Here is a 12,173-nt window from a genome sequence, read left to right as displayed (position 1 = left end):
CAACCAGGCGTCGCGAAGATTTCACAACGTTCGAAGCCGTCCTCCTGATGGATCGGCGTCAAGCGCGTAGATTCAGTGATCGACGATGTGGAGGGTTGATGAGTGAGCCCATGCGGCTGACGGTCGCGGCCGCGACGAACAGCTCGGGTTCCCGTGGATCGGTCAAGATCAACGTTCGTGAGTCCGTCTTCCAGGCGCTGATGACCCTGCTCATGGATCACGATCTGGAGCCCGGTACGAAGCTGTCGATCGCCGGGCTCGCCCGCCAGCTCGACGTATCCCAGACGCCGGTCCGCGAAGCCCTCGCCCGATGCGAGTCCGAGGGCCTGGTCGTGCGCCGGCCGAACGCCGGCTACCTGGTCGCCCCCCTGCTCGACCGGACCGCCCTGGACGACCTCTACGACATCCGCCTGCTCCTCGAGCCGGCCGCCGCCGAACGCGCGGCACGGTACGCGACCGAGGCCGAACTGGCCGACATGCACCGCACGCTCGAGCAGATGAGACCGCCGCTGCGCGGCGACACCTACGAGGCGTATCGCGGCTTCGCGGAGCTCGACGCCGCCTTCCACAACGCGATCGCCGAGGCGAGCCGCAGCCCGCTCATTGCCGACACGCTACGCCGGTTCCGGGCGCACACCCACAGCTACCGCCTCTACTTCCGGCACAGCATCGCCGGTGAGGCCGTCGCCGAGCACCAGTCGGTGCTCGACGCCATCCGCGCCAAGGACCCGGAGGCCGCGGCGCGCGCCATGCACGACCACCTGGAGGCGTCGAGGTCGCGCCTGAGGAACACCGGCGACTCCTGACAGGACGCCCGAGCTCGCGCACCTCGACAGCGGAGGGTGACGGCTCGGCGGCAGGGATCAACGCTCCGGAGAGAACTCCGGCAGCACGCCCTTGGTGAGCAGGAAGCACCCGTACGGCCTGTCCTCGCCCGTGATGACCACCGCGAACGCGGAGCGGGCACGCGCATAGAACGCGTGGCGTTCGACCGTCTCCACCCCGAGAGGGCGGCCCGATGCCTCCTCCGCGGCGGCGACGAACTCCGTCTGTACCGGCGGCTCGGCGGCGGCGTCGCCGACGACCCCCATCCTCGCGATGGGCTCGGCGACGAACGTGTCGAGCGGCAGCAGTCCCAGCACCGCCCGGCCCGCCGAGACGACGTCGGTGCCATCCAGCCGAATCACATGGTCGTTCACGGAGTGCGCGGGGAAGTTCCTGTCGACGAGCGCGATCGTGTCCCCATGCCCCATCCGCGCGAGCGCGTACAGCAGGTCCGGGGTGAGGAGGGGGTCGAGTCCTTTGAGCAAGGTGGATCAGCCTTCCGTGATCGAGGATGAGCGGGGGCCGGAGTCGCGGGGGCCGGAGCCGAAACCGTCCGGGGGCGCACCGAGGTCAGGATTGGCGAGCGCGTGGCTCAGCAGCGGGGGCGCGAGCAGTCCGCACGGCTCGGGCTCGGCGCGGAGCCCGGTCCCGGCGTAGTAGCGGTTGGCCGCCGACGGCGCGACCCGGATGCGGAGTTCGTTCCCCCCGGGCCGCAGGGCGTCAGCGGGGATCGTGACGCGGTACGGCGTCCAGGCGCGCGCCCCCACACGCACGCCGTTCACGGACACGATCACAGCTCCGGCGACAGCCGGGAGCGTCAGCTTCAGGGGGACCGGCGCGTCGAGCTCGATCTGCCGCACATAGTCGGCAGTGCCCGCGAACGCCGGAAGGCCCTGGCGCTCCCAGCCGTACGTCACCGCGATGTCGCGGCGGGTACCCGCCTCCTCGTACGCGTCCTCGGCGACCTCGAGCAGCCAGCAGGACTCGAGCTCCTCGGGCGCCGACCATTCCGGCGTGCCGTGACCGGCCGCGGCCTCGGAGTCTCCCGCGGCGTGCGCCCGGCCGGAAGCGGGCTCCGCGCCCCTGCACACGCGCAACAAACGCAACGCGTTCTGCTCCAGCCGCAGCACGACCGGGCCCTCGGCTGCTTCGAGGGTGCGCACGGTGCCGTCGGAGGCCTCCCACTCCTCGATATGCCAGGGCCCGTCGGGCAGCAGAAGCTCCACCGTGCCCTCGGTCTCGGCGAAGCACGCGAAGCGGAAGCCGTCGGCCGCGTCCGGGCCGCCGCGCCAGCGCACCGGCGAGCCCGCGGGGACGCGCAGTGTCGGCTCGGTCTGCCCACGCCGCGCGACGAGCCCGCGCAGGGCCGCTTCCTCGGGGGCCGTGGCGAACACCTCCACGGCCGGGGCGAGGCCCGCCCAGTCCTCGACGGCGGTCTGCGGGCCCTCCTGGTAGACAGCGGGCGTCGCACCGCTCGCGAGCACCCGTACCCCCGATTCGGCCAGGCCGCGAAGCCGGCGCAGCGATGCGGCCGAGCGCAGCGTTGTCACGGCGGGAAGCACGAGCGCCCGGTACCGGTGGTCCCCGATCCGCACCGCGCCTTCCTCCACAGCGGCGGCGTCGAGATCGCGTTCGTCCACGAGGTGGAAGCCCACCCGGGCCTCGGTGAGCGCGCGGGCCCACTCGCCCAGTGCCGACGCCTGCTCGCCGAGCTGACCCGCGGTCCACACCGTACGCAACGGGTACAGGACCGCCACGTCGCTCTGCGGTGACACCGGCTCGAGGAACTCGCTCAGCCGCGCGCTCTCGAGCGCGAACCCCAGGTGATGATCGGCGAACCACGGCTCGAAATTGATGCCCGGGGGAAAGTCGAAGCGCGGATTCCGCAGCGACTCGTGATCGTCTCCATGGCCGTGGGTCTGATAGAAGCCGTGGAAGACCATCTGCCGCATGCCCAGCAGATGGTGGTTGATCGCCGTGGTGCGCAGCTCCTGAAGGGTCAGCCCCCAGTGGCCGGACCACGGGGTCCCACCTTCGGGCGGGGTGAGGAAGTACTGCTCGACCATCGTCCCGCCGCGGCCGTGGTGGCGGGCGACCGAGTCGCCGAACACGGGGCTGAGCTGCACCAGGGCGTCCTGCGCATCCACCGCGGTGAGGTCGCGGTAACCGTCCACGCCGAAGTGGTCGAGTCCGAAGTTCACGCGCAGGTCCCAGTTGGTGAACGCGGTGTCGAGCGCCCAGCCTCCGACGTGCCCGAGGACTTCATGGCCGGTCTGACGCAGGCCGTGGGCGTGGCTCCAGGTGCGCAGCTTGCCGAGGAACGTCTCCATCGCGTAGCCGCTGAAGTGCTCGTAGAACTGGGCTCGAAGGCTGAGCCGCTCCGGCTCGTCCCCGTCGAGTACGGCGGCGAGCACGTGGGGGGTCCGCTCTGCCCAGCGCTCCCGGATCGAGACGGCCAGGCTCTCGTGGAACGGCATCGCCGAACGCAGATCGCCTGTGCGCTCCGCCCAGTCGTAGTACACGGCGTGCGGCTGGTCGAAGAACATGTAGGCGACGGTGGAGCCGAAGAAGTCGCCCAGGGCGTCGGCGAAGGGCTGGTAGCCGGCCTCGATGAAGCGATCGACCGCGACCGGGTCGACGGGGTTCACGAGCCGGGAGGTCGCGCAGCGGGCGGAGACGAACACGATCGCTTCCGCGCCGTCGGGCACCGGGTCGATGAGGCGGACACGACACCTGTCGGCGGTGCCGTCCGCGCGGTCGACGAGCTCGGGCCGCTCGGCGGCCACGCCCTGCTCCCCTTCCACGACCAGCGCGTACTCGACCCGCCAGTCGGCCCAGGCGACGACGCCGCCCTCGTAGTGCCAGTCCATCGCGGCGGGGCCGAGGTTCTCCGTCGCCGAGCGGATCCCGCTGAGCGAGCCCTCGCTCGCGCCCGCGGGGATCCGCACCCAGAACATGTGCCGTTCGCGCAGTTCGTCATGCCCGGTCACGGCCCGGCCCGCCGCGTGACCGGTCTGCCAGTTGTAGTCGTCGTAAATGCCGACGATCATGCCGAACTCGGCGGCCGTCTCGACGGCCGCACGGCACGCGGCGAGGTAGTCGTCGTCCAGGTAACCCTCGATCGGGTACGACAGCCGCGCCTGCACCTGGAAGCTCCGGATCCCGGCGTCGTACATCTGCCGCACCTGGGCGCGGATCGTGTCCTTGTCGGGCAGCCGATGCCAGAACCAGTAGGCGGCGGGCGCATGCCACGGGTCCGGGTTCCGGAATCGCTGGAGCGAGGTCTCATGTGCGGACAAAGGGGGTCAGCTCCTCGAGCGGCGGCGAGACCCGCGTGGGCCTCGCCGCCACGGGTCGGTCAGCGTTCGGTGCGGTCGGCCGCATGCCTGCCGGCCGCGTCGGGAGTCGGAACCTCGAGCCCGCCCTCCCCGCGAGTGGCGTCTCCCGCGGTCACGAGCGAGTAGTCGGGCTTCGGGTCCAGCCGGAGTCCGAACGTGAGGATCCCGTAGAGCGCGGCGCCGAGCGCCAAGGCGATGACGATGCCGAGCCCGCTCGACCCGAACACGCCGGTGCGGCCGCTCTCGGTGAGGAGGAATCCCGTGATCTTCCCGAAGTTCGGGTCGGAGCTGGTCACGAGGCCGAGACCGACAACGGTTCCGGTGATCAGACTCAGAATCGCCGTCCAGCGCCCGTCGCGGCCGCCGTAGCCACGCGGGTTCGCCATGTCGGTGTTCCAGCCCATGCGGCGCTGCCGTATGAAGTCGACGACCTGGATGCCGCCCATGGTGCCCATCATCACGGCGATGAGCGACAGGAACGACTGGAACGTCGCGAGGAACGAGGTGGAGATGAACAGCAGGTAGAAGGCGCCCGCCGCGATGATGATCGCGTTGATCGAGGTCGTCACGGAGCGGCGCAGCCGTACGCCGACCGCCATGAGCGCGAGGCCGGAACTGTACATGCCGGTGATGGCCGCCGAGACGAGCGAGATGACGATCACGATGGAGAAGGGAACGAAGAACCACATCGGCAGGAGCTCGGTGAGCGCCCCGATCGGGTCGGACGCTGTGGCGGCACCGAGCTTCGAGTCCCCGCCGACGAGAAGCGCGCCGACGGCGAGGAGGATGACGACCGGCAGGCTGAGCCCGGCGACCGTCCAGCCGATCACGCCGCGCGCCGGGGTGTCGCGCGGGAGGTAACGGGCGAAGTCGCCGCCGTAGTTGAGGAAGCCGAGGCCGACGAGGGTCATCGCCATGATGATGCCGCCGATGAACACCAGCGGGCCGCCCGCGGGGGTGTCACCGAGGTGCGCCCACTCGATCTCAGGCACCATGAACCCGAGGAACGCGACCGTCATGATGCCGGTCACCCACGAGATCCAGACCTCGACCTTCATGATGAACTCATGGCCGAGGACGGAGACCGTCATTGTCACGGCGAGCACGAGCACGAACCACAGCACGATCGTGAACGTGGCGCTCGACCCGTCCGCGTCGGCGAACACCGACGGCCACAGCTTCGCGAACAGGTTCGCGCCGGTGGTCGAGGCAAGGGTGATAATCGTCACCTTCCAGCCCATATTGGACAGGTAGGCGAAGAACGCGGGGATCCTGTTGCCCTTCAGGCCGAACGCGAAGCGCGTCTGGGCGAGGGTCGGCAGTCCCGTGCGGGGCCCGCCGACCGCGAGGATGCCCACGAGGGCGGACGAGGCGAGGTAGCCGACGGTCCCGGCGACGATCGTCTGCCAGACGTTCAGCCCGAGGCCGAAGACGAAGATGCCGTAGCTGATGCCGAGGATCGAGATGTTCCAGGCGAACCACACAGGGAACAGGCCGCTCGGCTTCCCTCGCCGTTCGGCATCGGGAACGGGATTGACGCCGTTCGATTCGACGGTTGTGCCTCTACGACCTTGCTGAGCCTCATTGCTCATGGAAGGGCGCCTTTCGATGTATAGCGATGTGGGGAGGGGCGGGTGGTGTTCGGGGAAGTCATGGGTTCGCGTGCGACGTGCGGCGTGCGCGGAGGGGGCATCGCGGTCGCGGCGGAGGCGTGTGCGGCGGTGAGGCGGACCGCTAGGCGGTGGGGTGGACCGCTAATCCGCCCTGTACGGGGACGACAACGCCGCCGGAGCCGAGCAGGGTGACGTCGGCGCAGGGGCGGCGGGCGGCGAGGGCCTGGTGCGCGCCCCTGCCTCCGCGCGGCAGACGCGGCGGCGTGCGGCCGAGGCCGAGGTTCACCGATCCGACGACGAGCACCCGTCCGCCGCCCCCCGGGGCGTGCGGCGCGCGGTCGCGCGGTACTCTCATCGTCGGGAAAACCATTTCCGAACCTAAGCACGCTGGCCCCTGCCGCGTCAACGGGTCGCCGAGACCCCCCTGATAGCATCCACGGCCAGGAACCAGGGGAGATCAGGATGGGCGCGCGCATCGGCTTGAAGGACGTGGCGTTGCGCGCGGGGGTGTCGGTGCCGACGGCGAGCCGTGTGCTCTCCGGTGTTCAGCGCAACGTCGATCCGGAGCTGGCGCTGCGGGTGCGGAACGCATGCGAGGAACTGGGCTACAGGGTGAACGCCGCGGCGCGAGCGCTGCGGATACAGTCGACGGATTCGTTGGCGCTTGTCGTTCCGGCGATCGCGAACGCGTACTTCGCGGAGCTGGTGTCGGCGTACTCGCGCCGCCTGGATCTTGAGGGCAAGCGGCTGGTGACGATCGACACGGACGAGAGCCCGGAGACCGAGCAGCGCCAGCTCGGCACCATGGATCGGGTGCTGGTGGACGCGGTACTCGTGGTGCCTGCGGCGTTCGAGCGGAGTGGCGCGGCGATCACGGAGCTCGCGCGGTCCAACCGTGTCGTGCAGGTCGACCGCCGCGCACGAGGCGTCGAAGCGCCGTCGGTACGGCTCGACAACGCGGCGGGGGTCCGCCTGCTCGTGGATCACCTGCGGGCGCGGGGCCGCCGCAGCATCCTGATGGTCGACGCCCAGGAAGACTCCTCGTCGAGCATCGAGCGCACCACCGCGTTCCGCGCGCTCGCCGGGCCGGACGACCGGGTTCTGGAAATGCCGAACTTCACAGTGGCGAGCGGCATCGACGCGGCACAGCTCCTGCTCGAGAACCCCGGCGACACAGATGCGATCATCTGCACCGCTGACACCGTCGCGCTCGGCCTGCTGACGGCGCTTCAGCACGCCGGTAAACGCGTGCCCGCCGAGTACGCGATCACGAGTTTCGACGGCACGTACATCTCCGACACCGCCGCGCCGGGGCTCACCACCCTGGGCTCGACCGCCGAGCGCATGGTCGAGGCCTCCCTCGGCCTCCTTGACGGCGGCAGCGGTGATGTCGTCCTGAAGCCCGAGCTCGTGGTCCGCGGTTCCAGCGGCTGAGTGTCGAGCGCTCACGTCCAGCCGCCACCCCTAGGGCAGAGTGACCGGAGCCGGGCCCGTGATCAGTTCCGCCCAGATCGTCTTGCCATGACGGCCGTGTCGCGTGCCCCAGCGTTCGGCGAGCTGGGCGACGATGAACAGACCGCGGCCGCCTTCGTCGTAGGTTCGGGCCCGCCGCAGGTGGGGGGTGGTGGTACTGCCGTCGGAGACCTCGCAGATCAGACTGTGCTCTTCGAGGATGAGGCGGAGCTGGATCGGGGACTGCGCGTAGCGGATGGCGTTGGTGACCAGCTCACTGGCTATGAGCTCGGTCGTGAAGACTGCGTCCTCGAGCCCCCATGCGGTGAGTTGGTCGGACGCGTGCGCGCGGGTGTCGGCGACGGCGGCGGGGTCTGTCGGGACGTCCCAGGTGGCGACGTGGTCGGCGTCCAGGACTCGGGTGCGTGCCATGAGCAGGGCCACGTCATCGGCGGGCTGGTCGTTGAGCAGTGCGCCGAGAACGGCCCGGCACCGTTCGTCCAGCGACGGCTCCGGGATGCTCAGTGCTTGCAGCAGCTCCTGGAGTCCGCTCTCCAGGTCGCCGTGGTGCTCGCGGATGAGGCCGTCGGTGTACAGGGCCAGGAGACTGCCTTCCGGCACGTGCACGTCCACTGATTCGAAAGGTAGGTTCCCCAGGCCGAGGGAAGGGCCCAAGGGAGTGTCAACGATCTGGGCGTCATGATCCGGTGTGACGATGGCGGGTGGAAGGTGGCCGGCGCTCGCGAGGGTGCAGCGGCCGGCGATGGGATCGTAGACCGCGTAGAGGCAGGTTGCTCCCACCTCTCCTGCGGTGTCGTCGGTATCCGGGGCACCCACGGCCTCGTGTACGGGTCTGCTTTCCGTACTGAGCCGAAGGACGACGTCGTTGAGGTGGGTGAGGAGTTCGTCGGGTTGCAGGTCGATGTCGGCCAGTGTGCGCACGGCGGCACGCAGCCGGGTCATGGTGGCCGAGGCGTGCAGTCCGTACCCGACGACGTCACCGACGACGAGCGCGACGCGAGCGCCGGACAGCGGTATCACGTCGAACCAGTCGCCGCCCATGCCGGCGCTGTGGCTCGCCGGGATGTATCGGCTCGCCATCTCGGCCGCGGCGAGTTCGGGCATGTGTCTGGGCAAGAGGCTGCGCTGCAAGACCAGCGCGGTGTCGCGTTCACGGGCGTACCGTCGGGCGTTGTCCAGGCAGATTGCGGCCCGTGTCCCGATGTCCGCGGCGAGAGCGAGGTCGTCGGTGTCGAATGGGCGGGGCGGCCGATGCCGCAGAAGCGTCACCGTACCCAGGGCCCTCCCTCCGGCGCACAGCGGAACAGCGATGGCTGAGCGCATGCGATATGCGTCTTTCTGGACGGTGTGATCCCGCGCCAGCCAGCGCTCGATATCGGTGGTGTCTACGTAGCTCGCCCGTGCGGGTGCGCACGCGGTCAGGTAGCGCGCGGGGAGCGATACGCCCCAGAGCCCCTCCTCCTTCTTGTTCCTCTCAGCCTTCAACTCGCCGTCGGTGCGTCCTGGGGGATCGGGACGGTGGGCGACGTGGCGCAGCGCGATGGGCTCCGTGAATGGTTCGGTGGGGGGCTCTCTGCCTTTCAGGACAGCATCGAAGAGGTCCACACTGACGTAATCCGCGAATGCGGGTACGGTAACCTCCGCCAGTTCCCGAGCGGTTTGCGTTACGTCCAGCGTTCTGCCGAGGTGCTCGCTCGCCTCGCTCAGCAGAGACAGTCGATGTCGGGCGACCATGATGTGCATCCGGACCCTGCACACCGCGACGCTGATGACCCCCGCCAGTGCTACACCCGTGATGACTACGACGCGGCCGCCTACGGAGATGACGGGCAAGGCGACGCCGTAGATGCAGGCGGCCGCCGCAAGGGAGAGGACGCTGATCATCAGGGTGTGCCGGAGCGGCAGCAACGCGGCGGCCACGAGAGGTGCGACCGTCGCGTACAGAGCCCACCGGAGGAGGCCGTTGCCCGAAACTTCGACCACCAGGGCTGAGAACAGCGCTATGTACCCGACGAGGACCGCGACTACCCATTCGTCCCTTCGAAGGGTGATCGCCATATCCTGCTCTCCCTTGCCTGTCTCCCTTGCCTGGAGGCGAGTCCCCTGGTTCATGCGCCGCGAGGGGAACCTGAATGACGCTGGAGATAGTCGACCGTGCGTGGAGTTTCTTGGGAAGGCCGGTTACTTCTCACACGCTAACAGACGGATGGTTTTCCGTCCTGCGGGGTTGAATAAGTTTCCGACGTCAATTGCAAACAATAAGCTTCGTGTGGTCACCGCCCGTAGTTGGAGGGTGGATGCAAATAATTCCCAATGCGAAGGAAAATGCGGCCCTGGAATGATGAGTGCTGTGCTCCCAGGGGCGCGGCGGCACGGCAGGTATCAGGGGAGGGCTACGGTCAGGGTGAATGACGCGGTGAGTCCTTGTTCCAGTCGGCTGGGATCCACCGGGCTCACGTCCAGGAGCAGGTCCGCACCCCCCCGCGGACTGGTAGACCAGGTCGTCCTGCGAGGTGTCCGGAGTAGTACCCGAGGGCGTCGCAGTGCCACACCTCGACCGTGGCGCCGGGGACCGGGACCGGTTTGCCCTGAGCGGCGCCGAGGACGGTGATACGCAGCCGGAGCGGAACTCCGGGGCGGCCCTCGGCGATGTCCGCCCGCCGGCCGGCTTCGTCGTCGGCGTCGATGTAGTAGGGCCCTTCGGTTGTCTGCGGGGATGCGCTCGTGAGAACTCCAAGGTTGAAGTGAGAGTCGCACCAGATCGCTTCACGCTTGAAGTGACACAGCGGCGGCATTCACTCCAACCTTGGAGTACATTGGCGGCATGGAAGACGCACCGGACGCTGTCGAGCCGCGCTGGCTCGACGGCGATGAGCAGCAGCAGTGGTACGCGTTCGCCTATGTGCTGACGCAGTTCCCGGCCGCGCTGGAGACGCAGATGCAGCGGCATGCGGGCATCTCACACTTCGACTACGTGGTGATGTCCGCCCTGTCGATGGCCCCGGAGCGCACCCTGCGGATGAGCGAGGTTGCCCAGTACGCGGGCAGCACACTCTCGCGGCTGTCCAACGTGGTCATCCGACTGGAGAAGCGTGGCTGGGTACGCCGTCACCCCGATCCTGCCGACGGGCGCTCGACGCTGGCCACCCTCACCGACGAGGGTGTCGCCAAGGTCGAAGAAGCGGCCCCCGTGCACGTTGAAGCGGTGCGCCGCTGGGTCTTCGACCCGCTGACCAAGGCGCAACAGCGCCAGCTCGGTGCTGTCTCCCAGCGGATCCTCGGCGCTCTCCACGCCCCGTGTCCCACCGACTGGCCGGCGCCCGGCACGCCGTCGCCGGCCGACGGCGACTGACGCCGGTACGCCTCCGGCCCGCCCTCCCCGGCCGTCCGGCCAGGGCCACACCACCCCCTTGTCCAGGAGCACGTATGCCCACCATCGCCATCGTCGGAGCCGGACCCGGTCTCGGCCTGTCCATCGCCAGGGTTTTCGGCGGCCACGGCTTCGACGTCGCCCTCGTCTCCCGCAGCAAGGACAAGCTCGACGCGCTGGTCGCCGAGCTCGCCGAGGCCGGGATCACCGCGGAGGGCTTCCCCGCTGACGTGGCCGACTCCGCCCAGCTCGCCACCGCGTTGGAGCGGGCGATCGCCCGGTTCGGGCGGATCGACGTCCTGGAGTTCTCGCCCCACGCCGGGCTGACCATGACCGCGCCGCAGGACGTCACCGTCGACGTACTGCGCCCGCTGATCGACAGCCTCCTCTACGGTGCGGTCACCGCAGCTCAGACCGTGCTGCCCGGAATGCTCGAAGCCGGCTCCGGCACCCTGCTGTTCACCACCGGTGGCGGCGCCCTCACCCCGTACCCGATGCTCGCCGACGCGAACATCGCCCAGGCAGGCCAGCGCAACTGGGCGCTCAACCTGCACAACACCCTTGCCGACAAGGGCATCTACGCCGCGAACGTGGCCATCAACCTCATGATCGGCACCGAGGCTCCGGAAGGCGTCCCCCACCGTTCGCCCGACGACATCGCGCTGGACTACTGGAACCTTCACGTCAGCCGCGACCAGGCCGAGCACTTCATCGGCAACTGAGCCCCCGCAACGGCACTCGGGCGGCTGCCGGCTCACACCGCCGTCAGCCGGCGGTCGCCCGCCCTTTCTCCCGGAGCACCATGAAGGCCATCCTCATCGCCGGAGGCAACAGCGGCATCGGTCTCCAGACCGCCCGCGACCTCCTCGCCGACGGCCACCGCCTCGTCCTGCTGGGCCGAGACCCGCGCAAGGGCGAGGCCGCCCTCACCCTGCTCGACGCCCCCGCCGACAGGGCCTCGTTCCTCGCCACCGACCTGTCCACCCACGAAGGCGACCGCGACGCCGCCAGGCGCATCCTCGACCAGCACGACCACCTCGACGCGCTCGTCCACACCACCGGCGTGCTCACCAACCAGGACAGTCGCACGGTCGACGGCCTGCACCCCTTCTTCGCGGTCAACTACCTCAGCCGCTACCACCTCACCCAGCTCCTGCTGCCCGCCCTGCACCGCGCCGAGCGGCCGGTCGTACTCACACCACCCCGGGCCTTGCCGCAGGCGTGGTGAACGCGGGCGCGGCGAAGACCGACATCATGCGCGCCCCTCTACTCGGGCAGGCCCGGGAAGTTCGAACAGCGCACACCGATCGATCTCAGCACCACAAGCACCCAGCACCTCATGGATATCTCCCGCACCCTCACCGGAGCCTGACACCACGGCCAACATCCCCGGGCCATGCGCTGACGGCCCTCAGCAGGCCGGGATCCCGTACGGGGGACACCGCCAACGCCCGAGTACGCGGCTGTTCTTGAGTTAGCTCGAGAATGGTTCACGAGATCCCGTCCGATCTGATTGATCGGGCGGGATCTTGGCGTTTCTGGGGTCTGTTCGAG

The 12,173-nt window shown here is 69.3% G+C and carries 10 protein-coding genes; 5 read left to right on the top strand and 5 right to left on the bottom strand.

All coding sequences use genetic code 11. The features are described from left to right. The first annotated feature begins 98 nt into the window (after positions 1–98). On the top strand, positions 99–806 hold the full coding sequence (locus ACZ4WQ_RS11440) for a GntR family transcriptional regulator (protein WP_398372692.1): 708 nt from the start codon (positions 99–101) through the stop codon (positions 804–806). Positions 807–863: 57 nt separating this feature from the next. On the opposite strand, the gene ACZ4WQ_RS11435 is transcribed toward ACZ4WQ_RS11440, so the two are convergent. From ACZ4WQ_RS11435 to ACZ4WQ_RS11420, 4 genes are all read right to left on the bottom strand, one after another. Continuing rightward, positions 864–1,310, bottom strand: a complete 447-nt coding sequence (locus ACZ4WQ_RS11435; RefSeq protein ID WP_358843430.1) for an RbsD/FucU family protein — start codon at positions 1,308–1,310, stop codon at positions 864–866. 6 nt (positions 1,311–1,316) lie between these two features. Further along, positions 1,317–4,124 (bottom strand): hypothetical protein, encoded by a 2,808-nt coding sequence (locus ACZ4WQ_RS11430; protein ID WP_398372695.1) that lies wholly within the window; start codon positions 4,122–4,124, stop codon positions 1,317–1,319. Positions 4,125–4,183: 59 nt separating this feature from the next. Further along, positions 4,184–5,755: a purine-cytosine permease family protein gene (locus ACZ4WQ_RS11425; protein WP_398372697.1), complete on the bottom strand. Its 1,572-nt coding sequence runs from the start codon at positions 5,753–5,755 to the stop codon at positions 4,184–4,186. A 142-nt stretch (positions 5,756–5,897) separates the two neighbouring features. Continuing rightward, positions 5,898–6,131 carry a hypothetical protein gene (locus ACZ4WQ_RS11420; protein ID WP_385349178.1) on the bottom strand — a complete coding sequence of 78 codons (234 nt, stop codon included), beginning with the start codon at positions 6,129–6,131 and terminating at the stop codon, positions 5,898–5,900. Between the two features lie 107 nt (positions 6,132–6,238). Between ACZ4WQ_RS11420 and ACZ4WQ_RS11415 the strand changes: the two genes are divergently transcribed. Then, positions 6,239–7,210 (top strand): LacI family DNA-binding transcriptional regulator, encoded by a 972-nt coding sequence (locus tag ACZ4WQ_RS11415; RefSeq protein WP_398372699.1) that lies wholly within the window; start codon positions 6,239–6,241, stop codon positions 7,208–7,210. A gap of 30 nt (positions 7,211–7,240) precedes the next feature. Here ACZ4WQ_RS11415 and ACZ4WQ_RS11410 read toward each other — a convergent pair whose 3' ends face one another. Further along, positions 7,241–9,307 (bottom strand): ATP-binding SpoIIE family protein phosphatase, encoded by a 2,067-nt coding sequence (locus ACZ4WQ_RS11410; RefSeq protein WP_398372701.1) that lies wholly within the window; start codon positions 9,305–9,307, stop codon positions 7,241–7,243. A 766-nt stretch (positions 9,308–10,073) separates the two neighbouring features. Between ACZ4WQ_RS11410 and ACZ4WQ_RS11405 the strand changes: the two genes are divergently transcribed. From ACZ4WQ_RS11405 to ACZ4WQ_RS11395, 3 genes are all read left to right on the top strand, one after another. Then, complete coding sequence (locus ACZ4WQ_RS11405; protein ID WP_398372703.1) at positions 10,074–10,601, top strand: MarR family winged helix-turn-helix transcriptional regulator; 528 nt, start codon at positions 10,074–10,076, stop codon at positions 10,599–10,601. Positions 10,602–10,675: 74 nt separating this feature from the next. Continuing rightward, complete coding sequence (locus ACZ4WQ_RS11400; protein ID WP_398372705.1) at positions 10,676–11,341, top strand: SDR family NAD(P)-dependent oxidoreductase; 666 nt, start codon at positions 10,676–10,678, stop codon at positions 11,339–11,341. Between the two features lie 80 nt (positions 11,342–11,421). Continuing rightward, on the top strand, positions 11,422–11,847 hold the full coding sequence (locus tag ACZ4WQ_RS11395; RefSeq protein WP_385349164.1) for an SDR family NAD(P)-dependent oxidoreductase: 426 nt from the start codon (positions 11,422–11,424) through the stop codon (positions 11,845–11,847). Positions 11,848–12,173: the final 326 nt, after the last annotated feature.

The organism is Streptomyces sp. NPDC028305 (genome assembly GCF_055569495.1).
The sequence above is the reverse complement of the archived record's forward strand: the minus strand, read 5'-3'. Positions and strand labels throughout refer to the sequence as shown.